At 70.9% G+C, this 24,622-nt stretch carries 21 protein-coding genes; 9 read left to right on the top strand and 12 right to left on the bottom strand.

Annotation, left to right across the window (positions count from 1 at the left end):
* Window positions 1-307 precede the first annotated feature (307 nt).
* Window positions 308-2,485: an RNA polymerase recycling motor ATPase HelR gene (gene helR, locus ACIRGA_RS18090; protein ID WP_400942421.1), complete on the top strand. Its 2,178-nt coding sequence runs from the start codon at window positions 308-310 to the stop codon at window positions 2,483-2,485.
* Window positions 2,486-2,542: 57 nt separating this feature from the next.
* Here helR and ACIRGA_RS18085 read toward each other — a convergent pair whose 3' ends face one another.
* The 5 genes from ACIRGA_RS18085 to cbiE are packed head-to-tail and all read right to left on the bottom strand — an operon-like array spanning window position 2,543 to window position 9,310.
* The gene (locus ACIRGA_RS18085; protein ID WP_400942419.1) at window positions 2,543-5,647 is read right to left on the bottom strand and encodes an arabinosyltransferase domain-containing protein; all 3,105 of its coding nucleotides are present in this window, start codon (window positions 5,645-5,647) and stop codon (window positions 2,543-2,545) included.
* Between the two features lie 33 nt (window positions 5,648-5,680).
* Window positions 5,681-6,424 (bottom strand): cobalt-precorrin-6A reductase, encoded by a 744-nt coding sequence (locus ACIRGA_RS18080; RefSeq protein ID WP_400942428.1) that lies wholly within the window; start codon window positions 6,422-6,424, stop codon window positions 5,681-5,683.
* On the bottom strand, window positions 6,421-7,416 hold the full coding sequence (locus ACIRGA_RS18075) for a Gfo/Idh/MocA family protein (protein ID WP_400942418.1): 996 nt from the start codon (window positions 7,414-7,416) through the stop codon (window positions 6,421-6,423). The genes ACIRGA_RS18080 and ACIRGA_RS18075 overlap by 4 nt, the downstream gene beginning before the upstream one ends.
* Window positions 7,413-8,174 carry a precorrin-4 C(11)-methyltransferase gene (cobM, locus tag ACIRGA_RS18070; protein WP_400942416.1) on the bottom strand — a complete coding sequence of 254 codons (762 nt, stop codon included), beginning with the start codon at window positions 8,172-8,174 and terminating at the stop codon, window positions 7,413-7,415. Before cobM ends, ACIRGA_RS18075 begins: the two co-directional genes overlap by 4 nt.
* Complete coding sequence (cbiE, locus tag ACIRGA_RS18065) at window positions 8,171-9,310, bottom strand: precorrin-6y C5,15-methyltransferase (decarboxylating) subunit CbiE (protein ID WP_400942415.1); 1,140 nt, start codon at window positions 9,308-9,310, stop codon at window positions 8,171-8,173. Before cbiE ends, cobM begins: the two co-directional genes overlap by 4 nt.
* A gap of 61 nt (window positions 9,311-9,371) precedes the next feature.
* Between cbiE and ACIRGA_RS18060 the strand changes: the two genes are divergently transcribed.
* Genes ACIRGA_RS18060 through ACIRGA_RS18040 form a run of 5 tightly spaced genes read left to right on the top strand, consistent with a single transcriptional unit; the run spans window position 9,372 to window position 15,069 of the window.
* A complete protein-coding gene (locus tag ACIRGA_RS18060; RefSeq protein ID WP_400942413.1) occupies window positions 9,372-11,321 on the top strand; it encodes a putative cobaltochelatase in 1,950 nt (649 codons plus the stop codon).
* Window positions 11,321-11,935 (top strand): cob(I)yrinic acid a,c-diamide adenosyltransferase, encoded by a 615-nt coding sequence (gene cobO, locus ACIRGA_RS18055; RefSeq protein ID WP_240594838.1) that lies wholly within the window; start codon window positions 11,321-11,323, stop codon window positions 11,933-11,935. Before ACIRGA_RS18060 ends, cobO begins: the two co-directional genes overlap by 1 nt.
* Complete coding sequence (locus ACIRGA_RS18050) at window positions 11,929-13,263, top strand: cobyrinate a,c-diamide synthase (RefSeq protein ID WP_400942411.1); 1,335 nt, start codon at window positions 11,929-11,931, stop codon at window positions 13,261-13,263. The genes cobO and ACIRGA_RS18050 overlap by 7 nt, the downstream gene beginning before the upstream one ends.
* Entirely contained in the window at window positions 13,256-14,377 is a 1,122-nt protein-coding gene (cobC, locus tag ACIRGA_RS18045; RefSeq protein ID WP_400942410.1) for an Rv2231c family pyridoxal phosphate-dependent protein CobC, read from the top strand. Before ACIRGA_RS18050 ends, cobC begins: the two co-directional genes overlap by 8 nt.
* Window positions 14,374-15,069, top strand: a complete 696-nt coding sequence (locus tag ACIRGA_RS18040) for a hypothetical protein (protein ID WP_400942408.1) — start codon at window positions 14,374-14,376, stop codon at window positions 15,067-15,069. The genes cobC and ACIRGA_RS18040 overlap by 4 nt, the downstream gene beginning before the upstream one ends.
* Here the strand turns inward: ACIRGA_RS18040 and ACIRGA_RS18035 are convergent.
* The 3 genes from ACIRGA_RS18035 to ACIRGA_RS18025 form a co-directional block, all read right to left on the bottom strand.
* Window positions 14,982-15,728, bottom strand: coding sequence for an adenosylcobinamide-GDP ribazoletransferase (locus tag ACIRGA_RS18035; RefSeq protein ID WP_400942406.1), 747 nt, complete (start codon window positions 15,726-15,728; stop codon window positions 14,982-14,984). The genes ACIRGA_RS18040 and ACIRGA_RS18035 overlap by 88 nt on opposite strands.
* Complete coding sequence (gene cobT / locus ACIRGA_RS18030; RefSeq protein WP_400942404.1) at window positions 15,725-16,738, bottom strand: nicotinate-nucleotide--dimethylbenzimidazole phosphoribosyltransferase; 1,014 nt, start codon at window positions 16,736-16,738, stop codon at window positions 15,725-15,727. Before cobT ends, ACIRGA_RS18035 begins: the two co-directional genes overlap by 4 nt.
* Window positions 16,739-16,919: 181 nt before the next feature.
* Window positions 16,920-17,525, bottom strand: a complete 606-nt coding sequence (locus tag ACIRGA_RS18025; RefSeq protein ID WP_400942403.1) for a bifunctional adenosylcobinamide kinase/adenosylcobinamide-phosphate guanylyltransferase — start codon at window positions 17,523-17,525, stop codon at window positions 16,920-16,922.
* A gap of 36 nt (window positions 17,526-17,561) precedes the next feature.
* On the opposite strand from ACIRGA_RS18025, the gene ACIRGA_RS18020 reads away from it, so the two are divergent.
* Complete coding sequence (locus ACIRGA_RS18020) at window positions 17,562-18,494, top strand: cobalamin biosynthesis protein (RefSeq protein WP_400942402.1); 933 nt, start codon at window positions 17,562-17,564, stop codon at window positions 18,492-18,494.
* Window positions 18,491-19,948 (top strand): cobyric acid synthase, encoded by a 1,458-nt coding sequence (locus ACIRGA_RS18015; RefSeq protein ID WP_400942400.1) that lies wholly within the window; start codon window positions 18,491-18,493, stop codon window positions 19,946-19,948. Before ACIRGA_RS18020 ends, ACIRGA_RS18015 begins: the two co-directional genes overlap by 4 nt.
* Here the strand turns inward: ACIRGA_RS18015 and ACIRGA_RS18010 are convergent.
* Window positions 19,945-20,706 carry a CbtA family protein gene (locus tag ACIRGA_RS18010; RefSeq protein ID WP_400942399.1) on the bottom strand — a complete coding sequence of 254 codons (762 nt, stop codon included), beginning with the start codon at window positions 20,704-20,706 and terminating at the stop codon, window positions 19,945-19,947. The genes ACIRGA_RS18015 and ACIRGA_RS18010 overlap by 4 nt on opposite strands.
* Before the next feature lie 15 nt (window positions 20,707-20,721).
* On the bottom strand, window positions 20,722-20,928 hold the full coding sequence (locus ACIRGA_RS18005) for a CbtB-domain containing protein (protein ID WP_034312940.1): 207 nt from the start codon (window positions 20,926-20,928) through the stop codon (window positions 20,722-20,724).
* Window positions 20,929-21,157: 229 nt separating this feature from the next.
* Here ACIRGA_RS18005 and ACIRGA_RS18000 point away from each other — a divergent pair, with 229 nt between their 5' ends.
* Window positions 21,158-22,051 (top strand): ROK family protein, encoded by an 894-nt coding sequence (locus tag ACIRGA_RS18000; protein WP_400942426.1) that lies wholly within the window; start codon window positions 21,158-21,160, stop codon window positions 22,049-22,051.
* Here the strand turns inward: ACIRGA_RS18000 and ACIRGA_RS17995 are convergent.
* Window positions 22,041-22,826: a DeoR/GlpR family DNA-binding transcription regulator gene (locus ACIRGA_RS17995; RefSeq protein WP_400942397.1), complete on the bottom strand. Its 786-nt coding sequence runs from the start codon at window positions 22,824-22,826 to the stop codon at window positions 22,041-22,043. The genes ACIRGA_RS18000 and ACIRGA_RS17995 overlap by 11 nt on opposite strands.
* A 128-nt stretch (window positions 22,827-22,954) precedes the next feature.
* Window positions 22,955-24,367 (bottom strand): Dyp-type peroxidase, encoded by a 1,413-nt coding sequence (locus ACIRGA_RS17990; RefSeq protein WP_400942396.1) that lies wholly within the window; start codon window positions 24,365-24,367, stop codon window positions 22,955-22,957.
* Window positions 24,368-24,622: the final 255 nt, after the last annotated feature.

Genomic DNA, 24,622 nt, shown 5'->3' with positions numbered 1-24,622 from the left:
CCACGGTTTGGATGAGCGACTGCCGCTATGGCGCCCCCGAAACAGCCCCCCCCGCCCGCCTGGGTACGGCGTCGCGAAAGCCACTTTCGGGACATCGCACGTCGCGAAAGTGGCTTTCGCGACACGTCCAGAGCACGCGCGCTCGCAACCTGTCGAACTGCGTGGACGTATGGCCCGACGGGGCCGAGAAGTAGACGGAGTAACTCCCTCCGTAATAAACATATAGCGCATGGGGGGACTTGCCACAAGACCCCGGTCATGCTTCAGACTCACTCGCCGTAGCCGAAACCTGGTGAAATGGGAGTCTGTGTCAACTCAGGGTCATGAAGAAGAGCTCCGGTCCGAACGCGAGTACGTCGCCGGGCTCTACACGCGCCTGGACGCCGAACGCGCGCGCGTGAAGGGGGAGTTCCAGGCCGCGCTGGGCGGAACGGGCGGGACGGCCATGGAACGCGACGTCGAGGTGCGCGCGCTGGCCAGGGAGTCACGCCGGTTGGACGTCGTCGACAACGGTTTGTGCTTCGGCAGGTTGGACAGTCTCGCGGGGGAGACGTCGTACATCGGCCGTATCGGTCTCTTCGACGAGGAGAACGACTACGAACCGGTGCTGCTCGACTGGCGGGCCCCGGCGGCGCGCCCGTTCTACACCGCGACCGCCGCGACGCCGGAGAAGATGCGCCGTCGCCGCCAGTTCCACACGCACGGGCGTGAGGTGCTGGGCTTCACTGACGAGGTGTTCGGCCGTCCCGGCGGCGACGCGGACGGTGACGCGGCGCTGCTCGCGGCGGTCAACGCGCCGCGCGGCGAGGGCATGCGTGACATCGTCGCGACGATCCAGGCCGAGCAGGACGAGATCATCCGGCACGAACACCCCGGCGTGCTGGTGATCGAGGGTGGTCCGGGCACCGGGAAGACCGTGGTCGCTCTGCACCGCGTCGCGTACCTGCTCTACACGCAGCGCGAGCGGATGGAGCGCCACGGCGTGCTCGTGGTCGGGCCGAATCCGGCGTTCCTGCACCACATCGGCCGCGTCCTGCCGTCGCTGGGCGAGACCGACGTGGTGTTCATGACCACCGGTGATTTCGTCCCCGGCAAGCACATCACCGCCGAGGACGGTCCGGAGGCCACGCGGCTCAAGGGCTCGCTGAAGATGCTGGACGTCCTCAAGGCCGCCGTCGCCGACCGGCAGCGGCTGCCGGAGGAGCCGGTGCTGATCGACCTCGCCGACGTCACCGTCCGGATCGACGCCGAGACCGCGGAATGGGCCAGGGACGAGGCGCGCAAGAGCGGCCTGCCGCACAACGAGGCGCGCGGGACGTTCACCGACATCGTCACCTACGTCCTGACCGAACGGGCGATCGCGCGCATCGGCCGCGGCTGGCTCAGCCGGGACGACCGCGACGAATGGGAGCGGCTGCGGAAGGACCTGCTCAAGGAACTGGCGGAGAGCGAGACGTTCACCGCCGCGCTCGACGCGCTCTGGCCGATCCTGACGCCCGAAAGCCTGCTGGGGTCGCTTCTCTCGTCCTCGGAGCGGCTTCGCGCGGCGGGGGCCGGCCAGGCGTTGCTGCGTGCCGACGGGGAAGCCTGGACGGTGTCGGACATGCCGCTGCTCGACGAACTCGTCGACCTGCTCGGCCGCGACAAGCGGGTGGAGCTGGCGGCGGAAAAGGCGCTGGCGCGAGAGAAGAAGGCCGAGGCCGAGTACGCCGAAGGTGTGCTCGACACGATGAAGCTCGACCGCGAGGAGATGGACGAGGACATCATGCTGTCGGCGGAGAACCTGCTCTTCGCCGACGAACTCGCCGACCGGTTCGTCGAGCACGACACGCGCAGCCTTGTCGAGCGTGCCTCGGCGGACCGGGACTGGACGTATCGGCACGTCGTGGTCGACGAGGCACAGGAACTGTCCGAAATGGACTGGCGGGTGCTGATGCGGCGGTGTCCCAACCGATCGTTCACCGTCGTCGGCGATCTGGCGCAGCGCCGGTCCGAGGCCGGGGCGCGTTCGTGGGACGCGATGCTGGCGCCGTACGTGCCGGGGCGCTGGGTCTACCGCTCGCTGACAGTGAACTACCGCACCCCGGCGGAGATCATGGCCGTCGCCGCGTCGGTGCTCGCCGAGTTCGCGCCGGACGTCCGGGCGCCGGAATCGGTGCGCTCCAACGGTGTCCGGCCGTGGGCGCGGCACGTCGACGCGGATTCGCTGGCCGGCGCCATCGAGGAGTTCGTCAAGGACGAGGCCGGGCGTGAAGGCACCAGCGTCGTCATCGGGCCGCCCGGGGTGCCGGGCACAGTGCCCGCTTCGGAGACGAAGGGGCTCGAGTTCGACGGCGTCCTCGTCGTGGACCCGGAACGGATCCTGGCCGACGGGCCGCGCGGTGCCGCTGAGCTCTACGTGGCGCTTACGCGCGCTACGCAGCGGCTCGGCGTCCTGCACGAAGGCCCGCTGCCGGAGGCGCTGAAGGACGCTTTCCCCGCATGAGACGTGACGAAAGCGTCCTTCACCGCGTCACATGCGGTGAAGGACGCTTTCAGCCCACTAGCGTGTCGGGTCCTTGCCGTTCGGTTGGCGCGGGCCGGGACCGGGCGACCACCAGCCGGGGACGACCTTCTCGCCGTGGACGATCGTCGGCGCGATCCCCTCGGTGAACGGTTCGACCTGCAGCAGCTGGCCCCAGGACTGGCTCGGCTGGCCGATCAGGTAGCTGGGCACCTCGGGTTCGGCCGCGACCTCTTCGAGCCAGCCGATCGGGCCGCCGTTGGTGCTGGACGCCCAGTTCGCCTCGTCGGCGACGGCGCCGGCGGTGATCCGGTAGTCGGGCATCTTCGAGATGCCGTCGTGCGAGGTCACCGGCTGCACGCACGGGTACACGAACGACGCCGGCCAGTCGACGTACACCTGCTTGCCCGCGATCTTCTCGGTCAGCGTGGTGAACGTCGGCACACGCGGCGCGGACGCGGCGATCCAGCCGTCCTCGGTGAGGTCGTTGTCGACGATGTTGATCCGCACGGACGTCGTCTCGGCCGGAAGGTCGCGCAGGTTGATCCGGGTGTCGTTCCAGCCGTTGGTCCCGGCACCGGGCGGCAGCACGAACTGGCTGCGGACGACCTTCACGCCTTCGCTGGTGTTGACGCCGTAGTCGAGGCTGACCGACGTCGGCCGTCGGGCCGCGCCCGCGGTGGCGACCACGATCTGGCCGTCGGCGGGCTTTTCGGAGAGGGCGTACCAGTCGCTGCGCAGTCGTCCGGCCCGCGTTTCGGGGTCGAGGAAGCTGCTCCACATCGGCACTTCGTCGGGTTTGAAGCCGTGCGGCGGTTCGGCGAGCGGATCCTTGTCGTCGATCGCGCGAGTGTGGAACCCGGTCTGCACGCGGCCGTTGTCCTTCTCGGGATCGGGCAGCGGCGGCGGGGTCTGCCCGGCGGGCGGCTCCTCCTTCTTCACCGGGACCGTCCGCTGTTCGGGCTGGGCCCGCAGGATGCTGGTCGCGGCGTCCCGTTCCACCATCACGTGGTCGGAGAGGTTGCAGCTCTTGCCGGACAGATGCCCGAAGTTCGCGGCGCCGAGGCTGTAGGAACCGGCCTGGTTGTGGATCGCCCACGCCATGCTGACGAACTCGCCCGTGGCCATCAGACCGCAGACGACCACCAGCGAGAGCGAACCGAGCCGCAGCGACCGGCTCCGCCCTTCCTGCGGTCCCGCCTGCAGGCCGGGCCGGTGCGCGCGGACGTTCTCCACGAACGCGTACACGCCGGAGATCGCGGCCGCGATCAGCAGGATCGTCGACAGCGGGATCCCGCCGATCGACGGCGCCACCGCGGTCCACTGCACACCGAGTTTCGAGACGAACCAGTACGAGTTGGGCCCGGTCGCGGCCAACGCGCCGACCACGAGCAGCCCGGCGAGGAACGCCGCCCGGTTGCGCCGTGACCTGAGCACCGTCGAGCTGGTCGCCAGCGCGGTCAACGCCGCCATGGCCGCGCCGACCGCGGCGAACGCGCCGAAGTGGTGCGTCCACTTGGTCGGGGTCAGCGCGAGCAGCAGGAAGAACAGCGCGACCGTGCCGATCAGGCGGCGGCTGGGGCCGAGCGCGGCGCCGGGGATCCGGCCGCGGCGCAGCAGCACCACCAGGCAGGTGCCGGTGCACAGCAGCACCAGCAGCACGGGGAACCGGCGTGGCACGGAGCCGTCCGGCAGGCTTTCGAAGAGCAGCTGGTAGCGCGCGAGTTCCTGGAACCACGACAGGTTCGGGCCGACCAGGGTGCGGATCCGGGTCGCTTCCTGCACGGTGGCGAAGGTCTGGTCGGCGAACACCACGACCAGCACCAGCAGCCCGGCGGCCAGCACCGGCGCGAGCACCGGCAGCCAGCCGTTCTCGGCGCGCTGGCGGACCAGTTTGTACAGCGGGCGCGCGGCGACCAGGAACGGGGCGACCGCGATCAGCCCGGTCGGCGTCGCGGCCAGGGTGAACCCGGCCGCGGTCAGCCCGAGGCACAACGGCAGCAGACGGCGCGTCACCAGCGCGCGCTCGACGGCGCAGATCGCCAGCAGCGAGCCCAGCGCGGCGACCGGTTCCGGCCGGACCCCGTTGTTGAACGGCATCCACCAGACCAGGAACACCGCGGCGGCGGCCCAGCCGGCCGCGCGGCTAGTGCGGACCTGCGTGCCCAGGCGCGGCATGACCTCACGGCTGATCAGCAGCCAGCTCAGCACGCCGAGCACGAACGACGGGAGCCGGATCCACGGCGGCACCGTGCTGACGTGCGCCATCAGCTGATACACGTGGTAGAACCAGCCGAACGGCGCCTCGGCGACCCCGAACCAGCGGTGGTAGTTCGTCAGGTAGCCGGTTTCTTCGGCCACTCTCGACATCGTGAGGATGTAGCCGTCGTCCGAGGTGACCGGGCCGATGAAGACCCACGCGCCGAGCGCGACGATCACCGTCGCGTCGCGGGCGGTCAGCCGCCACCAGCCGACCGGCGCCCAGCGCGGCGCGCGGCGGGCGAACCCGGAGTCCATCCGCCACACCGCGATCAGGCAGCCGATGAACGACAGCGCCGCGAGGACGCCGACGATCCACTTCCACACGGTCGGCGAGGTCTGGTAGCGGGTGTCCGGGACGACCGAAACGTGCAGACCGGCGATCGGGTCCTTGCCCGCGTTGATCGACGAGTAGATCCCGACCAGCCGCGGCCGGACGTCACCCTCCGCGTGGAACACCACGGTCTCGGCGACGGTGACGGTCATCTGGTTCGCGTCCGCACGGAGCTTGATGTCGCACTTGTTCTCCGGCAGCGGTTGCTGCACGATCTGCTGCCCCTGGCTGGAGGCGAGCAGCACGCCGTTGTCGATGCGCAGCTGCAGGCCGACCCCCTTGCCCGCGCGCGGATCGGTGCGGCCGTCGGGCACGGTGGAGAACAACAGCGCCTGCCCCTGCGAACGCGCGTCCAGTGAACGGACGGTCGTGCACGGCAGGTCGACGCGCAGGTCCTGCGCCCAGTACCCGGTCAAGGGCGCGTTGACGGAGCGGGTGTCGCCGCCCGTTGGCCAGACGACCTCCGCTGTGTCCTGCACCACCGGCAGGAAGGGGAAAGCCAATGCGCACAAGGCGGACAGCAACCCCAGCGTGACAGCGATCAAACGCATCGGCGCAACGCTAACGGGTCTGGTCCGAACGGCTTACGCAGGGCTGCCCTTCACCGTGCCGCCCAACCAGGTTATAGCGCCCTGAACTGTCGTTACGCTGGCCGTTTCCGGTCGTCGCGGCCGTTTCACGACCACCACCGGGAGGCCGAGTCCGCGAGCCGCGGTGAGCTTCGCCGCGGTCATCTCGCCGCCGCTGTCCTTGGTGACGAGGACCTCGACGCCGTGCCGCTCCATGAGCGCGCGTTCGTTCTCCACCGTGTACGGGCCCCGGTCCAGCAGGATTTCGTGACGGTGGGGGAGCGGCGCCTCGGGCGGGTCGACGCAGCGGATCAGGAACCAGAGATCCAGCTCGGCGAAGGCGTCGAGGCCTTGCCGTCCGCTGGTGAGGAACACGCGGTCGCCGAGCGCCGGGAGCAGCCGTGCGGCGTGGCCGAGGTCGTCGGCCCAGTGCCAGGTGTCGCCGGGCTGTTCGGTCCAGCCGGGCCTGGCGAGCCTGAGCAGCGGCGTGCCCGTCGCGCGTGCGGCTTCGGCCGCGTTGGCGCCGATGCGTTCGGCGAAGGGATGCGTGGCGTCGATCACCGCGTCGACGTCGTTCTCGGTCAGCCAGCGCGCGAGACCTTCCGGACCGCCGAAGCCGCCGACGCGGACTTCGCCGTCAGGAAGCTTCGGTCGCGCGACGCGGCCCGCTAGCGACGACACGACGTGCTCGCCGCGTGCTACCAGTTCCTTCGCGAGCTCGCGTGCTTCGCCGGTACCGCCCAGGATCAGCAGCTTCATCGGGTCACGGCCGCGCGCCACCGTTCCAGCGTGCGCAGGTTGGCGAGCGTCTCCGCCCAGGTGAGCTCGGGGGCTTGCCGGTCGGCGAGATGCGTGGCGACATGGTCGGCTTCGCGAGCGAAAAGGCCTTGTGTCGCTTCGACTTCGATCACCTCGGGCTCGCCGCCTTCCGGCGTGAGAACGATCTGCGACGTCTTCGGTTTGCGCATTTCGTGGATCCACGCCGGTTTCGGCACGTACAGCTGCCCGTCCGAGCCGTACACGCGGATGTGGTCGTCCTGCGTCAGCTGGAAACCGCAGGCCAGCTGCGCGAGGATCCCGCCCGGCAGCCGCAGCAGCCCGAACGCGACTTCGTCGACGCCGTTCTCGTCGAGCCTCGCCATCCCGAGCACCTCTTCGGGCTCGACGACGTCCTGTCCGGTCGCGGCCTGGGAGACCAGCCGCGCGAGCGAGGTGCAGTAACAGCCGACGTCGAAGATCCCGCCGCCGCCCAGCGCCGGATCGGTGAGCCGCGGGACGGCGAAGTTGTAGCTGAAGGAGACGTCCACGGCGCGGACCTCGCCGATGGCGCCGCAGGAGATCAGCTCGGCCAGCCGCCGGATCTGCGGATGCAGCCGGTACATGAACGCCTCCATGAGGAAGACGTCGTGCGCACGGGCGGCTTCGATGACCTTCTCGGCTTCGGCGACGGACATCGTCAACGGTTTCTCGCACAGGATGTGCTTGCCCGCTTCGGCCGCGCGGATCGCCCATTCGCCGTGCAGCGGATGCGGTGTCGAGATGTAGATCGCGTCGACGTCCGGATCGGCGAGCAGGTCTTCGTAGGCGCCGTAGCATTTCGGGATCTCGAAGCGGCTCGCGAACTCGGCCGCCCGGTCACCGGATCGTGCGGCGACGGCTTCGAGGACACCGTGTTTGCTCTCTTCGACCCCCGCCGCGAACTCGGCGGCGATGGTCCCGGCGGCCAGCAGGCCCCAGCGAAGGCTTTTCACAACGACTCCGGTTGACTAGCGCGATCCCTGGTGGCCGAGTACAGGAAACTGTCGGGAAACCCTTCGGCCGCAAGGACTTCCCCGACGAAGATCATCGCGGCGCGGCTGATCCCGGCCTCGCGGGCCTGCGCCGCGATGGTGCCGAGCGTGCCGCGCAGCACCTTTTCACCCGGCTGGCTGGCCAGCGCGACCACCGCCGCCGGGCACTCGTCTCGATAAAACGGCCGCAGTTCGTCGACTACTTGCTCGATGCGGTTGATCGCGAGATGCAGCGCGAGAGTGGTTCCGGTGCGCGCGAAGTTCGCCAGCGTTTCACCCGGTGGCATGGCGGTGGACCGAGCCTGGGCGCGCGTGATGACCAGGCTCTGGCCGACCTCGGGCACGGTCAGTTCCCGGTTGAGCAGCGCGGCCGCGGCGGCGAACGCGGGTACACCCGGCGTGACGTCGTACGGAACACCGGCCGCGTCGAGACGGCGCATCTGTTCGGCGACCGCGCTGTAGATCGACGGATCGCCGGAGCAGAGCCTCGCGATCTCGTGGCCGTTCTGGTGGGCTTCGACCATGCGCTCGACGATCGCGGGCAGGTCGAGGTTCGCGGTGTCGACGAGCACCGCGTCGTCCGGGCAGTAGGCGAGCAGGTCCGTGGGTGTCATGCTGCCGGGGTACAGGCAGGTTTCGCAGCGGCCGAGCAGGTCACGGCCCCGCACGGTGATGAGGTCGGCCGCGCCAGGTCCGGCGCCGATGAAGTGCACTGTCAAGGTTTGCTCCACTGGGTGACGACCCGCGCCGGGGTCCAGCCGGTGAACCCGCCCAGCGGCGCGGCCTGTTCGACGGCGACGCGGATCAGCTCCCCGCCGTGTTCGCCGTACGCGCGGGCCAGGGCCTGTTCGGATTCGAGGGTCACGCCGTGCGCGACGATCCGCGCGCCGGTCGCGAGGCAGGCGTCCAGGACGCCGGGCACGGTCAGCCCGCCGCCGACGAAGATCGCTTGCGGCGTGGCCAGTCCTTCGAGGGCGTCCGGTGCCGCGCCGGTCACCACGTCGAGTTCCGGGACGCCGAGCGCGTGCGCGTTCCGGGTGATCCGGGCGGCCCGCTCCGGCGACCGCTCGATCGCGATCGCCCGGTTCGCGGGATGGACCCGGGACCACTCGATCCCGACACTGCCCGCGCCCGCGCCGACGTCCCACAGCAGTTCGCCCGGCGTCGGCGCGAGCCTGGCCAGCGCGGACGCGCGGAGGTCGCGTTTGGTGAGCTGGCCGTCGTGCTCGAAGGCGTCGTCCGGGAGGCCGGTCAGCGGCAGCGCGGGCCCGTCGGCCTCGATGGCGAACACGGTCAGCGAGCCGGGCCCGACCCGTTCGTCGGGGCCGCCGAGGTCGGACAGCGCGGTGACGCGGCTCTTGCCGTAACCGCGGTTTTTGAGCAGGTCGAGCAGGTCTTCGGCGTTCGCGCCGAGGACGAGGATCTTCCGCCCGGGCGTGAGTACGCGGTTCACCCGGCCGATCGCGCGGCCGACGACGGTGACCACCTCGGTCTCCTCCGCCGACCAGCCGAGCCGCGCGCGGGCGAGCGTCACCGAGGACAGCGCGGGCAGGACCTCGACGTCGTAGCCGCGCTGGATCAGCGTCGTGCCGATGCCGGACAGCAGCGGATCGCCGCTGGCCAGCACGCAGACGCGGCCTTCCCGCTCGGCGAGGAAGGCGTCCAGGCCGGGCAGGAGCGGGCTCGGCCAGGGTTCGCTCTTCATCCCGGCGGGCAGGTACGCGAGCTGTCTCGGCGAGCCCACGACCACGTCGGCGCCGAGCAGTGCTTCCTTGGCCCGCTCGGACAGGCCGGGCCAGCCGTCGGCCCCGATCCCGACGACCGTCAGGGGTGATTTTTCGCGCACCTCGGTCACGTTAGATGACGGAATTCCTATGCGATGATCGGCCGGAGGTCGTCGACGATGAGGGAGTGCTGTGAAGCCGTACCCGTTCACCGCCGTTGTGGGGATGCCGGATCTGCGCCTGGCGCTGGTGCTTTCCTCGATCTCGCCCGCCGTCGGCGGGGTGCTGGTGCGCGGGGAGAAGGGCACGGCGAAGTCGACCATGGTGCGCGCGCTGGCCGGTCTCCTGCCCGGCGTCGACGTGGTGGACGCGTGCCGGTTCTCCTGCGATCCCGTCGAGCCCGATCCGGCCTGCCCGGATGGCCCGCATGCCGAAGGGTCGCCCGCGCACCGCCGTCCCGCGCGGCTCGTGGAGCTGCCGGTCGGCGCGGCCGAAGACCGCGTGATCGGCTCGCTGAACCTGGAGCGCGCGCTCGCCGACGGCGTCACCGATTTCCAGCCCGGCCTGCTCGCGGCCGCGCATCGCGGGTTGTTGTACGTGGACGAGGTCAACCTCCTGCACGATCACCTGGTCGACACGCTGCTCGACGCCGCCGCCATGGGCCGCGCGACCGTCGAACGCGAGGGCGTGTCGGTGTCGCACGCGGCCCGGTTCGTCCTGATCGGCACGATGAACCCCGAGGAAGGCGAGCTTCGGCCGCAGCTGCTGGACCGCTTCGGGCTCACCGTCGAGGTCGCGTCCAGCCGGGATCCCGAACTGCGGGTCGAGGTCGTCCGCCGACGGCTCGCCTACGAGGCGGACCCCGACGGTTTCGCCGGCCAGTACGCCGCGGCCGACGCCGAACTCGCCGCGGACATCGAGGCGGCGCAACGACTTCTGCCCTCGGTCAAACTGCCGGACGACGCGCTGCGGCAGATCGCCGAGGTCTGCGCGTCCTTCGAGGTCGACGGGATGCGCGCGGACATCGTGACCGCGCGGACCGCGGTCGCGCACGCCGCCTGGGCCGGGCGTACCGAGGTGACCACCGACGACGTCCGGGTCGCGGCGCGGCTCGCGCTGCCGCATCGCCGTCGCCGCAATCCCTTCGACGCGCCCGGGATTTCCGAGGAGCAGCTGGAGCAGGCGTTGCAGGATGCCGAGCCGGAAGGCCCGGGTCCCGACGACGACGGTCCCGGCTCGGGCGCCCCGCCGGAAGGTGAAGCTCCGCCTTCGGAAGGCGGCCAAGAGCCGTCGGGCGGCGGCCAAGGCGGTGACCAGAAGCCGGCCGGCGCCGGGGAAGCCTTCCGTGCCAGGCGTTTCGAGGTGAAGGGCACCGGTGAGGGTGCCGCCGGGCGGCGGTCGAGGGCGATCACCGACAACGGGCGGACCATCGGCGTCCAGCCGGCCGGGACCAAGGACGGGCATCCGCATCTCCTGGCGACCGTGCGCGCGGCCGCGCCGCACCAGCGGTCCCGCGGCCGCAGTGGCGCCGGACTCGTGGTGCGGCCCCAGGATCTCCGGTTCGCGCGGCGGGAAGGGCGCGAGGGCAACCTGGTGCTGTTCTGCGTCGACGCGTCCGGCTCGATGGGCGCGCGCCAGCGGATGCGCGAGGTCAAGACCGCCGTGCTGTCGCTGCTGCTCGACGCGTACCAGCGTCGTGACAAGGTGGGCCTGGTGACCTTCCGCGCCTCCGGCGCCGAACTCGCGCTCCCGCCGACGATCAGCGTCGACGCCGCGGCGTCCCGTTTGGACGGTCTCGCGACCGGCGGCCGTACGCCGCTGGCCGAAGGGCTTCTTGAGGCGGCGCGGGTTCTGCGGATCGAAGCGGTCCGTGATCCCTTGCGGCGTCCGCTGCTCGTCGTCGTCACCGACGGCCGCGCGACCAGCGGCGCCGACGCCGTCCAGCGCGCGAAGCAGGCGGCCGGGCTGCTGGCCGGGAACGTGACCTCGATCGTGATGGACTGCGAGAGCGGGAAAATGCGCCTCGGGCTCGCCGCCGAACTGGCGGAACACCTTGGCGCGGAACACGTTCCGGTCGCCGAGGTCGCCGCCGACACACTCGCGGGCGCCGTCCGCACGCGTATTTCCGGGAGGGCAGCGTAATGCCACAGGGCAAACCGGAGACGGTGCCGAACGACGGGCTCACCACGCGGCAGCGCCGCAACCGCCCGCTGCTCGCCGTGCACACCGGCGAGATGAAGGGCAAGTCCACGGCCGCGTTCGGGATGGCGCTGCGCGCGTGGAACCAGGGCTGGTCGATCGGCGTGTTCCAGTTCGTCAAATCGGCGAAGTGGCGCGTCGGCGAGGAAGCCGCGTTCCGCGCGCTGGGCAAGCTGCACGAGGACACCGGCCAGGGCGGCGCCGTCGAGTGGCACAAGATGGGCGAAGGCTGGAGCTGGGCGCGCAAATCCGGTTCCGAGGAGGACCACGCCGCCAACGCGCGTGAGGGCTGGGCCGAGATCAAACGCCGTCTGGCAGCCGAAACCCACGACTTCTACGTCCTCGACGAGTTCAGCTACCTGCTCAAATGGGGCTGGCTCGAGGTGGACGACGTCGTCTCGACGCTGAGCGAACGCCCCGGCCACCAGCACGTGGTGATCACCGGCCGGTACGCGCCGCCGGAGCTGATCGAGGCGGCGGACCTGGTCACCGAGATGACGAAGGTGAAGCATCCGATGGACGCCGGGCAAAAAGGCCAGCGAGGCATCGAATGGTGAACCGCGTGGTCATCGCCGCGCCCGGCTCCGGGCACGGCAAGACCACGATCGCCGCGGGCCTGATGGCGGCGTTGCGCGCGCGGGGGCTGAAGGTGTCCGGGCACAAGGTCGGGCCCGACTTCATCGACCCGAGCTACCACGCGCTGGCCACCGGACGGCCGCCGCGCAACCTCGACCCGTTCCTCCAGGGCGAGGATCGGCTGATCCCGTTGCTGCGGCACGGTTCCGCCGGCGCAGACATCGCCGTCATCGAGGGCGTGATGGGCCTGTTCGACGGGGCGCTCGGCACCGAGGGCTATGCGTCGACAGCGCACGTCGCCCGGTTGCTGGACGCGCCCGTGGTGCTCGTCGTGGACGCCTCGGCCGCGTCGCGCAGTGTCGCCGCGACCGTCCTCGGGTTCGCGCAGTACGACACGCGCGTCCGGCTCGCCGGCGTCATCCTCAACAAACTGGGCTCACAGCGGCACGCGGACGAGATCGTCACCGCGCTGGAGGCGACCGGCGTCCCGTTGCTGGGAACGTTGTACCGCAACGAAGAGATCCACGCACCCAGCCGTCACCTCGGCCTGGTCCCGGCGGCGGAGCGGGCGAGCGAGTCCGAACGGCTGCTGCCGGAGCTGGCCGCCTGGATCAGCGAAGGTGTGGACCTCGGCGCGGTCGTGCAGGTCGCTCGATCCGCATCCCGGCTTTCGGGGGATCCCTGGCGGCCTCCGTTTTCCCATGAGGGACGGCGTTCGGTGGTCGCCGCGGCGGCCGGTCCGGCGTTCACCTTCCGCTACACCGAGGCCGTCGAACTGCTCGCCGCCGCGGGCGTCGACGTCGTCGAGGTGGATCCCTTGCAGGACAAGGAGCTTCCCGAAGGCTGCGCCGGGCTGTACTTCGGCGGCGGTTTCCCCGAGGTGCACGCCGAAGAGCTGTCGGCGAATCTCCCGCTGCGGACGGCGATCGCGCGAGCCGTCGACGGCGGAATGCCCGTCGTGGCGGAATGCGCGGGGCTGTTGTACCTGTGCCAGGACATCGACGGCATGCCGATGACCGGCGTCCTCGACGCGTCGGCCACCATGACGAAACGCGGAAAACTGGGGTACCGCAAGGCTTTCGCGCCTGCCGACAGCGTGCTCGCCGTCGCGGGCCAACGCGTCACCGGGCACGAATTCCACCGCACGATCATCGAACCCGGCAGCGGCCCGACGCCGGCCTGGGGTTGGGACCGCACCCCCGACGGCTTCGCGTCGGCGTCACTGCACGCGTCGTACCTGCACGTCCACTGGGCGGGCTACCCGGAACTCGCCGAGCGGTTCGCCGCCGCGGTGCACGCCCATGGCTGACTACGACCTCTGGCACCACGGCGATCGCGAGGTCGGCGAAGGTCTCGTCGATCTGGCGGTCAACGTCCGCCTGCCGGCGCCGCCCGCTTGGCTGCGCGCCGAACTGGCGGCCGCCCTGGACGACCTCGCCGCCTATCCGGACGCCACCGCCGCCACGGCCGCGGTGGCCGCCCGGCATTCGCTGCCCGAATCCCAGGTGCTGGTGACCTCGGGCGCGGCCGAGGCCTTCACGTTGCTGGCCACGGCGTTGCGGCCGGCTCACGCGGTGGTCGTGCACCCGCAGTTCACCGAGCCCGAAGCCGCTCTGCGCGCGGCCGGCCACCCCGTGCACCGAGTGGTGTTGTCGCCCGACGACGGCTTCCGGCTGAGCGGCGTCCCGGAGGACGCGGACCTGGTCTTCGTCGGGAACCCCACGAACCCGACTTCCGTACTGCACCCGGCCGCGGACCTGCTCGCGCTGGGCCGCCCGGATCGGCTGGTCGTCGTCGACGAAGCCTTCCTCGACGCGGTGCCAGGGGAGACCGAAAGCGTTGCGGGACAACCGGGTTTCGTCGTCCTCCGCAGCCTGACGAAAACGTGGGGGATCGCCGGGCTGCGCGCGGGGTACGTCCTGGCGGATGAGTCCGTTGTGGACAGTCTGCGCGCGGTCCAGCCTCCGTGGTCGGTGTCGTCGCTCGCCGCCGTCGCCGTGGAGGCGTGCTGCCGTCCGGCGGCGCTGGAGGAAGCCGAGAAGCTGGCCGTGGCGGCGGAAGCGGATCGGGAGTACCTGGTTTCGGGCCTGACCGCGCTGGGCGTCGAGGTGCTGGGGGAGCCCCGCGGGCCTTTCGTGCTCGTGCGGCTCCCGGGTGCCGACGGCGTCCGGGAACGGCTGCGGGAGAACGGCTTCGCCGTCCGGCGGGGGGACACCTTCCCAGGGCTGGACGCGCGCTACCTGCGGATCGCCGTGCGGGACCGGGACACGGTGGACGCATTCTTGGCGGCGTTGGCCCGGTTGGGGGGGGGGGGGGGGGGGGGGGGGGGGTGGGGGGGGGCGCCCCCCCCCCCCCCCCCCCCCCCCCCCCCCCCACCAACCCGGCCGAAGGCCATGGCGACTTCTGGTTGGATGAGCGAGTGAACTTCGCGATCGGCGTCTTCGATCTCTTCGCCTACACCATCCCCGGCGCGTTGTACGTCGCGTTCTTCGGCTATCTCGGGGCGAAACTCCACATCCTGACCGCGGCGAGCATCGGCGGCGTGCCGACCGTGGTGCTGGTCGTCGTGATCGTGGTGCTGAGCTTCCTGCTGGGCTATCTGGCCTATCCGCTCGGGGAAGCGCTGGAGCGGATCGTGCCGCGCAGGCGGAACCGGAACGCGGCCGCGGAGTTCGTGCGCCGGAAGCCCGCGGCCAAGGATCGCGCGTTCCTGAAGGAGAACCCGCATCTCCTGCTGTGCGCGCTCCAACTGCACGACAAGGAGGTCGCGGTCGACGTCACCCGGCTGCGCGCGTCCGGGCTCATGGTGCGCAACTGCGCGCCGCCGTTGCTGCTCGGCGCGGTCGCCGCGATCGTCGACATCTTTGCGGGCAAACATCCGTTCATCGCCGCCGGGATCGCGGTACTGCTCATGTTCGCGTCGCTCACTTTGGTTTCGCAGAGCCGCAAACTCGCCCTCTGGGCCGGGATGAAGACCTTCGAGCTGTGTTTCTGGCTGCCGGAGATAGACGAGAAGCTGGCGGCTCCTCAGAACGACGAAGCCAGCAAGACTCCCGCGACGGCGACCTCGACACAGCCGCCCAGCACGTCCCCGGTGATCCCGCCCAGCCGCTGAACGCACCGCGCCAGCAGCGCCGCCGCGGCCAGATATCCCAGCGCCACCGCGGCGAGCCCTTGCCACCACGGAAGTACGAGCGCCGCCGCGCCCGCGAGTACGGCGAACACCACCGCGGCCGCCCACACCGGCACCGAACCGGCGACGGTCGCGCCCAGCCCTTCCGGCCGGGCCGACGGGACACCGCGCGCGCAGCACAGCGAGAGCACCCCGCGTCCGGCGATGACCGCGGCCGCGACCGCCGCGATCCCGTGTCCGGCCGAGATCGCCCCGGCCAGCGCGCCCGCCTGCACGAGCAGCACCAGCACCAGGGTCGCGATCCCGGTCGGCCCGGAATCCCCGCGCCGCATGACCTCCAGCGCCCGGGCGCGGTCGTACGAAGCGCCCAGCCCGTCGGCCGTGTCGGCGAGCCCGTCCAGATGGAGCCCGCGGCTGCCCAGCGCCACCGCGCCCAGCGCGAGCGCGGCCGTCGCGAACGCGGGCAGGCCGATCAGCTCGCCCAGGAAGACGATCACCGAAGCGACGGCGGCGAGCGGGACGACGGCCGGCGGGGCCAGCACCATCGCGCCGCCCGCCACCCGCCGGTCGATCAGCCCCGGCGCCGGCACCCGGACGGTGGTCAGGGTGCCGACGGCCATCTTCAGCGCGTCGGCGATCAAGCCAGATCCGCCAGCAGACCCATGTCCGCGAGGATCGCCCGCGCCGCCCTCAGCACCGGTACCGCCTGCACGGCGCCGCTGCCCTCGCCCAGCCGCAGCCCGAGGTCGAGGATCGGCTCCAGCCCGAGCGCCTTCAGCGCGTACGCCTGCGACGGCTCGGTCGACCGGTGCCCGGCCAGCCACCACCGCTCGGCGCCTGGCGCGATCTCGCGGGCGACGAGGGCCGCGGCCCCGGAGAACACGCCGTCGAGCAGCACCGGAACCCCGCGGACCGCGGCCTGCACGAGGAAGCCCGCCGTCGCGGCGAGACAAGCGCTGCCGAGCGCGGTCAACACCGCGAAGGGATCCTTCAGCGCCCCAGCCCTCGTCAACGCCGCCTCGACGACCGCGACCTTCCGCGCGCGCCCGTCCTCGTCGATCCCGGTGCCCGTGCCGACGACGTCGTCCGCCGCCAGGCCGAGCACCGAGGCGACCACGGCCGCGCAGATCGTCGTGTTGCCGATCCCCATGTCGCCGGGGATCAGCAGATCCGCGCCGCCGTCGATCTCCTCGTCCGCGATCGCCAGCCCGTGCTCGAACGCCGTCCGCGCCTCGCCCTCGGCGAGCGCGTCCTCGACGTCGATCGCACCGGAACCCCGGCGGACCTTGTGCGCGGTGACCTCGGCGGGCACGTCCGCGCCGTCCCAGTCCACCGCGATGTCCAGCGCCCGCACCGACGCCCCGGCAAGGCCGGCCAGCACACCGACGCCGCTCTTTCCGGCCAGGAAGACCCGCACCATCGCCGCGGTGACCTCGCGTGGATACGCCGACATCCCGGAAACCCCGTGGTCCCCGGCGAAAACGACCACCCGGACGTCGTCGAGCGGCCGAGGCGGGACGACCCCGTGCGCCGCGCTGAGCCAGGCGGCGAGGTCTTCGAGCCTCCCGAGTGAACCCAGCGGTTTGACCAGTCCGTCCAGTCTGGTGCGCGCGGCGGCTTCGGCGGCGGCGTCCGGGGTGGCGATACGCATGAGAGCTCCTAAGTGTCTGGTGAACCCGCGTCCGCGATCGACGTCGGCAGGGCGCTTCCTGGTCATCCACGTCACGGATGCGGACAGGGCGCCCTACCACCGCGATAGCGGGGCCTTCGGCCGGGGCGGGTTCACGCGTGTGCTTACTTTCCGGACAAACCTCAGCTCCGCCCACTGGCTCCTAAGGCAGGTCGAGCATCCGTCCGGCGACGACCAGCACGGTCCGGTCGGACACGGCGGACACCCGGTTGTTCAGCGCGCCCAGCACATCACGGAAAACGCGTCCCGACACCGTTGCGGGCACCACACCGCTGCCGACCTCGTTGCTGACCGCGATCACCGGCACGTCGGCCTGCGCCCACGCCGCCAGGAAGTCCTCCAGCCGGTCGTCGAGCCGCCGTTCCCAGCCCTTGCGCTGCTCCCAGGCGCCGACCTCGTCGAGTACCCGGCTGATCCACGTGCCGAGGCAGTCGATGAGCAGCGGATGCGTCGCCGTGCGCAGCACCGTGGCCAGGTCGGTGGTCTCGACCGTCTTCCAGTGGCTCGGCCGTCGCGCGCGGTGCGCGGCCACCCGGGCGGCCCATTCGGGATCTTCGGCGCTCGGCGGCAGCCCGGGCGCGACGTAGGTCAGGTGCGGGTGGCGGGACGCGAGCCGCTCGGCGTGGTGTGACTTCCCAGAGCGGACGCCGCCCAGTATCAGCACCTTGCCGTCGTCGCGCGAATAGCGGCGAAGTGCCCGCGCGAGGCTCTCCAGAGCCCTCGCGAGGCGATGCGTCAGCTTGGTCATACCCCGCATTCTCGTGCACGCGCTACCGTTCGCCACGTGCCACTCCGACAAGCCGCCACCGCAGCCGGACTCGTGACCGGTTACGTCGCCGACGCCGTGTTCGGAGATCCACGGAAGCGGCATCCGGTCGCGGGCTTCGGCCGCGCCGCGCAAGCCCTCGAACAGCGCGTTTACGCCGACTCGAAGGCGCGGGGCGCCGTGTACACCGCGATCTGCGCGGGCACCGTCACCGGATTGGGGGTCGCGGCCCAGTTCTGGACCCGGAAGCGCCCGTTCGCGCGGTTCGCGCTCACCGCGGCGTCCACCTGGGTGGTCCTGGGCGGCAAGGGGCTCGCGGCCGAGGGCACGCGCATGGCCCGGCTGCTCGACGACGGTGACCTGCCCGGCGCGCGGCAGCGGCTTTCGCATCTGTGCGCCCGCGACGCCACCGGGCTCGACATCGAACAACTCGCGCGTGCGACCACCGAATCCATCGCCGAGAACACCTCCGACGCGGTCGTCGCGCCGCTGTTGTGGGGCGCGGTCGCCGGGATCCCCGGTCTGCTGGGGTATCGCGCGCTCAACACGCTCGACGCGATGGTCGGGTATCGGTCGCCGAAGTACGTCAACTTCGGCTGGGCGTCGGCGAGGACGGACGACCTGGTGAATCTGGTGCCGTCCCGGGTCGGCGCGGCGCTCACCGTGGCGTCGGCGCCGCTGGCGGGCGGTTTCGCCAAACCCGCGTTCCGGATCTGGCGCCGCGACGGGAAGCACCATCCGAGCCCGAACGCGGGCCAGGTCGAGGCCGCTTTCGCCGGCGCGCTCGGGATCAGGCTGGGCGGGACGAACAGCTACGGCGGCCGCACCGAACGCCGCGGTGTCCTCGGTGACGGCCGTGAACCGGAACCGGTGGACGTGCGCCGCGCGGTCCGGCTGTCGAGGGCGGTCGGGCTCGCCGCGCTCGCGGTCGCGGTGGCGGTCACGCGGTGAGCGGCCTGCTCGTCGCGGGGACGACGTCGGACGCGGGCAAGAGCCTGGTCACCGCCGCGTTGTGCCGCTGGCTCGCGCGCCGGGGCGTGCGGGTCGCGCCGTTCAAGTCCCAGAACATGTCGAACAACTCGATGGTGTGCGCGGATGGCGCCGAGATCGGCCGTGCGCAGTGGCTGCAAGCGCGGGCGGCCCGCGTCGAACCCGAAGCCGCGATGAACCCGGTGCTGCTGAAACCCGGGAGCGACCGCCGCAGCCACGTCGTCGCGCTCGGGAAACCGTTCGGCACGCTGGAAGCGGGGGAGTACGCGACGGGCCGGGCCGGGCTCGCGGAGATCGCCTTCGACACGTTCGCCTCGCTGCGAAAGCGTTTCGACGTCGTGCTGTGCGAAGGCGCGGGCAGCCCGGCCGAGATCAACCTGCGCGCGGGCGACTACGTCAACATGGGGCTGGCACGGCGCTTCGGCCTGCCCGTGGTCGTCGTCGGCGACATCGACCGCGGCGGGGTCATGGCCGCGATGTTCGGCACCCTCGCCCTGCTGTCCGCCGAGGACCAGGCGCTGGTTTCCGGTTGGCTGGTCAACAAGTTCCGCGGTGACGTGGGCCTGCTGCGGCCGGGACTGGAGACGCTGGAGAAGCTCACCGGCCGCCACGTGTTCGGCGTCCTGCCCTGGCTCGACCAGGTGTGGATCGACTCGGAGGACGCGCTGGCCGCCGCGGGCTGGGGCGCCTCGGGCGGGTCTCTGCGGGTCGCCGTCGTGCGTTTTCCGCGCGCCTCCAACGCGACCGACGTCGACGCGCTCGCCGCCGAACCCGGGGTCTCGGTCGTGCTGACCGCCGATCCGGACACGGTGCTTTCCGCCGATGTGGTGATCATGCCGGGTTCCCGCGCGACCGTGGACGATCTGGCGTGGCTGCGTGCGCGTGGCCTGGCGGACGCCGTCCGCGCGCGGGCCGAAGCCGGGCGTCCGGTGCTGGGCATCTGCGGCGGCTACCAGATGCTGGCCGCCGAGATCGAGGACGACGTCGAATCGGGCGCCGGAACGGTCCCCGGTCTCGGGCTGCTGCCGACCCGGGTTTCGTTCAGCGCCGACAAGGTGCTGGCCCGCCCGTCGGGTGAGTGGCGCGGTCAAGCCGTGGAGGCGTACGAAATCCACCACGGCACGGTGACCGCCACCGGCCCCGCCGAGTCCTTTTTGGACGGATACCGGCGGGGCGCGGTATGGGGCACGATGTGGCACGGGGCCTTCGAGAACGACGGTTTCCGCCGCGCCTGGCTGGGCGAGGTGGCGGACTGGTCGCCGGCCGCCGGGGCTCCGGGGTTCGGCGCGCTGCGGGAAGCCATGCTCGACAGGCTCGCCGACGCTGTCGAGGAGCACGTCGACACCGAGGCTCTGCTGCGCCTGATCGAGGACGGTCCCGGCCGCGATCTGCCTTTCGTGCCGCCTGGAGCCTAAGTCTGAACGGCTTCCTTGTGCTTCAACGCCTTCTCGGCCAACGCCCCGAAGGCCAGGCCGAGCGCGGTCCACAGCACCACCTGCGTGCCGACCGACGCCAGCCGGAAGGACCACAGCGTGGAACCGGGGAACCCGTCGGGGACCTCGTCGATCGACGGGAGCAGCGCCGCCGCCACCGCGATCAGCACGACGTACCCGCCCGCGGCGATCAGGCCGCCGCGCCAGGCGCCGAGCTTGTCGGCCAGCTTCCGGCCGAACGCCGCGGCGAGGATGCCGATCAGCAGCGAAAGCGCGACGAAGCCGAAGTACAGCGAAGTCCGGCTCCCGATCGTGCCCGCCTGGCCGACCGCGGGCGGGTTCCCCGGGTACTTCAAGAACGGCACCAGGAACACGACCACGAAGGCGCCGCCGGCGAGCAGGGCCGCGGTCACTCTCGGTCGCAGCGTGCCGAGGCGGCCGTAGGTGAAGGCGAACGCGAGCGAGAACAGCCCGCCGACGGCGACGCCGTACAGGCCGACGCCGGTCAACAGGCCGACGGTGCTCTGCACACCGCGCGTGACGAGCTCTTCCTCCGCAGCCTCGGCGTCGGCCGGGGCGTGTTCGTGGGCGCCGGGCGCGCTGTGCGAATGCGCGGCGGTGCCCTCGAGCCCGATGGCGGTGTCGACCGAAGGCTCACCGAAGAAATACGCGAAAAGGGTCGCCAGGACACCGGCGACCAGGCCCGCGAGCATGCCGCGGACCAGCAAGGTCCTCATCATGGGGCGCTTGCCGCCCTAGTGACAGGGGAAGGCCAGCAGGTGCCGGCCGTCGTGGACGAACTCGTGGACGTACGAGTTCGCGAACACCGACACCGCACCCTGCTCGGCGCTGACGAAGTACAGCGTGATCAGCGAAAGGAGGATGACGAGCACCGCCCAGGGCAGGATCTCGCGGACGGGGATCCGGACGGGGACGGGTACTGCGGCTACCGCTTCGGACATGGCGGTGGGACCTCCTCGGGCTAGCGCGGCCTCTTCAGGGGTGACACGACGGCTCCGGGTCTGGCTTCCCCGATGGCTCGGGGTCACAGTGGCGCGACCGCGCGGATTCTCACCGCGTTCCGGGTGCCGTCGTCTAACTGGTCGAGCGTAGGTCGCCGTGGAGCGTCCGGTCAATGTGACCGAACCCAATCGGACCCCCGCATGCCAAAATCCAGCTATGACACCTGCGGTGGCGGCACTCGACGTCGGCGGCACGTCCATCAAGGCGGCCCTGTACGACGCGGACCTGAAAGACCTCGCCAGCCTGCGCGAGCCGACGGCGCGCGGGGCGGACGGCGAAGCACTCGCCGACCAGGTCGCGCGGATCGTGGAAACGCTGGGCAAGCAGGCGGGGACCGGGACGCCGGACGCCGTCGGCGTGGTCATCCCGGGCATCGTCGACGACGTCGAGCGGGTGGCCCGGTTCTCGGCGAACCTCGACTTCCGGAACGTGCCGTTCGGCGAGCTGCTCGACAGCAGGCTCGGGCTGCCCTTCGCGTTCGGGCACGACGTCCGCGCCGGCGGGCTCGCGGAGTTCCGGGTCGGCGCGGGCAAGGGCTGCACCGACGCCGCCTTCATCCCGGTCGGCACCGGGATCGCGGCCGCGCTCCAGCTCGACGGGAAGCTGTACGCCGCGGGCGGGCAAGGCGGCGAAATCGGGCATATCGACGTCGGTCACCGGCTGCTGTGCGGTTGCGGCGCGACGGGCTGCCTCGAAGCGATCTCCTCCGCGTCGGCCATCGCGCGCCGCTACAGCGAGCACACCGGACGTCCGGCCGAAGGCGCCCAGCAGGTCGTCGACGCCGCCCGCCACGGTGACGAGGCCGCGATCTCCGTGGTCAACGACGCGCTCGAGGGGCTCGGCCACGGCATCAAGACCCTGGTCACCCTGCTCGCGCCCGAAGTCGTCGTCCTCGGCGGCGGGCTGTTCACCGCGGGCGACTACGTCCTCGAACCGGTGCGGGCGTGGCTGGCGGCGAACCTGCAGTTCCAGCGGATGCCCGAACTGCGGATCGCGCAGCTCGGTGACGAAGCGGGCAGGCTCGGCGCGGCCCTGCTGGCGCTGGACAAGCTCAAGCCTTGACCACCCGCACGCCTTCCTCTTCGAAGGCGTGCACCCGCTCGGGATCGGCGCGGCCGTCGGTGACGAGGACGTCGACGTCGGTGGTCGCGCAGATCTTCGCGAAGGCGTGACCACCGAGTTTCCCGCTGTCGGCGAGGACGACCACCTGCCGGGCGCGCGCCGCCATCAGCCGGTTCGTGCTCGCGTCGCCCTCGTGGTGCGCCTGCGCGCCGTGCACCGGGTCGAAGGCGTCCACCCCGAGGAACACCAGATCCAGCGAGATCTGGTCGAGGAACAGATGCGACAGCGGCCCGGAGAGATCGAACGACTGCTGCCGTGCGACCCCGCCGGTGACCACGATCTTGATATTGGGCCGGACGGCGAGTTCGTGGGCGATGTTGAGCGCGTTCGTCACCACGGTGAGCGACGGCCCGCCGGTCGCCTCGCCCATGTCCGGCCGGGTCGCGAGCGCGCGGCCCACCTCGGTGCTCGTGGTGCCGCCGTTGAGGCCGACCACCATTCCCGGGTCGACCATTCTGGCCGCGGCCGCGGAAATCCGTTGCTGCTCGGGTGCGTTGCGCGCGGCCTTGTGCCGCAACGGAAGGTCGTAGGCGACATTGCTCGCGACGGCGCCGCCGCGGGTGCGGACCACGAGATTGCGGCCCGCCAAATGATCGAGGTCGCGGCGGATCGTCGCGGGGGAGACGCCGAGTTCGCCCGCCGAAACCTCGACGTCGACTTTTTCCCGCTCTCCCACCATGTCCAATAAAGCCGTCAGCCGTTCATGCCGATTCATCTCCAGCTCCCTCCCCGAAGCTCGATGTCGCTCACCGCACCGGACAAAGTACTACGCGTCGCGATACGGACGGAGAGAAGGGAGAAAGCGGGCGCCGACCACCCCCAGTATGACCGGCGCCCGCCAGATCAGTTCTTCCCGCCGAGCCCGCGCAAGAAGGCGAGTGAAGGCATGAAGAAGTAGTCACCGCCCTTCAGCGTCACCGCCTGCGGGATCGGATCCGCGGTCACCGTCCGCTCGCCCGCCCATTCCGTGGTGTACTCGGATTCCGGACGCGGGCCCTGGCCGATGACCGGATCGAGGCCCGGTGGCTTGACTCCCACCGGCGGGATCGGGAACCCGGGGTTGTTCGCCCAGGTCGCCTGCGTGAACTCGAATTGGTTGCCCAGTACCGAATTGAACGCCATGAACAGCAGGCCGACCCCACCGCTGGGCCGGGCGGACGGCGGCAGGTCGGCGTTCGGATCGTCGGCCCGTTCGCCGTATGGCACGCCCCGCCGCACCATCAGATGAAGGCGTTCCTGCGGCGGTTGCTCCGCGCCGCCGCTGCCGCGCGGATTCGTCTTCCGGATATGCGCCTGGAAGGGACATTTGGCGCCGGCGACGTCGTTTCCGTAGTCGAAGTTGTTCGGTACCGGACTTTCCGCGCCCTCTTCCCGCTGCGCGGTCACCGGCGTGCCGTCCTCGAACCGGCCGACGATCATCGCGCCCGCCCGTTCCCGGTCTTCGCCGACGAGTCCCAATCGATCCGCCAGCGCCTCTTCCGACTGCTTGAATCGCCGCACATTCTGTTCCAATTTGCGGAAAACGAAGTAGCTGCCGAAGTGGACTTCCGGATCGGGAGCCGCGTGATCCGGAACGAGCACCTGGTTCAGCGGAGCGGTCGGATCCCAGACATTGATCCCGTCCGTTTTCGTCTTTTCCGCGTGGATGTCTTCGACCAGGAACAGTGGCTGGCTCCGGCCGTCGACGTAACCGAAATGCTCGATCCCCTCGCCGTCGGCGTTCACCCGGCCCAATCCGGTTTCCTCGGCGACGACGGAAACGGTCGACGGAATCAGCGCGAGAACCGCGTTCCGGCGGGCGGTCATCGGAGCGTCGGCACCGTCGCCGATGATCACGACGGCGTGGATCTCGTCGTGGTAACCGCTGTCGAAGGTGGAGCGGGGCGGGTCGTTCAGCCTCTCGCGGGTCTCCTGCGCGCGCATGCCCTGACGGAAGGATTCGTCTTGCGGTACCTCGATGTTCAGGAATCGGTAGCCGGCCGAGGTGAGCCCGGTGCCGACGTAGGGCGACCCCTTCACGCCCTCGGTCTTGAAGCGCTCGACCTCGGTCAGGTGGGTCTTCGCGGACTTCATCAGCGGGACGAGCGAGGCGAGGAACGTCATCGCGCTCGCGGGCTCCGAAAAACGGAGGAACAATGCGGAAAAATGGTCGCGAGCGTGGGCTTTGAGGATGTTCGGCTGTAGTTCTTCGAGCATCTTCGCGGCGTCGCCGGTCGCGGTCTTCCATTCCAAGGGCACGGTCAGATCGACGGACATGTTCAAGGAACCCCCTCTTGGGAACCCGTACGGCGGCCCCGGCAGGTCTTGCCGGTCCCCGCCGCCGCACGGGACTTACCCCTTGATACAACCGATACCGAAACCTCGCTGTCATCACCCGGAAGTACGCCCTTTTGGCGGTTCTTTCACTCGAAAGAACCAATGCGCCGATCACGCAGAGGGACACGCGAGTTACGCCTTCGCGCACGCCGCGCCTGTGGGCCCAGGCCGTGAAGGCCTCCTTGAGGGACTCAG

This window comes from Amycolatopsis sp. NPDC102389, from assembly GCF_044765885.1.
In the GTDB taxonomy this organism is placed as follows: Bacteria; Actinomycetota; Actinomycetes; order Mycobacteriales; family Pseudonocardiaceae; genus Amycolatopsis.
The sequence above is the reverse complement of the archived record's forward strand: the minus strand, read 5'-3'. Positions and strand labels throughout refer to the sequence as shown.

Excerpts from the sequence above, each read along its gene's own strand:
- ACIRGA_RS18085 (WP_400942419.1), bottom strand. The coding sequence starts at position 5,647 with ATGCGTTTGATCGCTGTCACGCTGGGGTTGCTGTCCGCCTTGTGCGCA.
- ACIRGA_RS18080 (WP_400942428.1), bottom strand. The coding sequence starts at position 6,424 with ATGAAGCTGCTGATCCTGGGCGGTACCGGCGAAGCACGCGAGCTCGCG.
- cobO (WP_240594838.1), top strand. The coding sequence starts at position 11,321 with ATGCCACAGGGCAAACCGGAGACGGTGCCGAACGACGGGCTCACCACG.
- ACIRGA_RS18050 (WP_400942411.1), top strand. The coding sequence starts at position 11,929 with ATGGTGAACCGCGTGGTCATCGCCGCGCCCGGCTCCGGGCACGGCAAG.
- cobC (WP_400942410.1), top strand. The coding sequence starts at position 13,256 with ATGGCTGACTACGACCTCTGGCACCACGGCGATCGCGAGGTCGGCGAA.
- cobT (WP_400942404.1), bottom strand. The coding sequence starts at position 16,738 with ATGCGTATCGCCACCCCGGACGCCGCCGCCGAAGCCGCCGCGCGCACC.
- ACIRGA_RS18025 (WP_400942403.1), bottom strand. The coding sequence starts at position 17,525 with ATGACCAAGCTGACGCATCGCCTCGCGAGGGCTCTGGAGAGCCTCGCG.
- ACIRGA_RS18010 (WP_400942399.1), bottom strand. The coding sequence starts at position 20,706 with ATGATGAGGACCTTGCTGGTCCGCGGCATGCTCGCGGGCCTGGTCGCC.
- ACIRGA_RS18005 (WP_034312940.1), bottom strand. The coding sequence starts at position 20,928 with ATGTCCGAAGCGGTAGCCGCAGTACCCGTCCCCGTCCGGATCCCCGTC.
- ACIRGA_RS17995 (WP_400942397.1), bottom strand. The coding sequence starts at position 22,826 with ATGAATCGGCATGAACGGCTGACGGCTTTATTGGACATGGTGGGAGAG.
- ACIRGA_RS17990 (WP_400942396.1), bottom strand. The coding sequence starts at position 24,367 with ATGTCCGTCGATCTGACCGTGCCCTTGGAATGGAAGACCGCGACCGGC.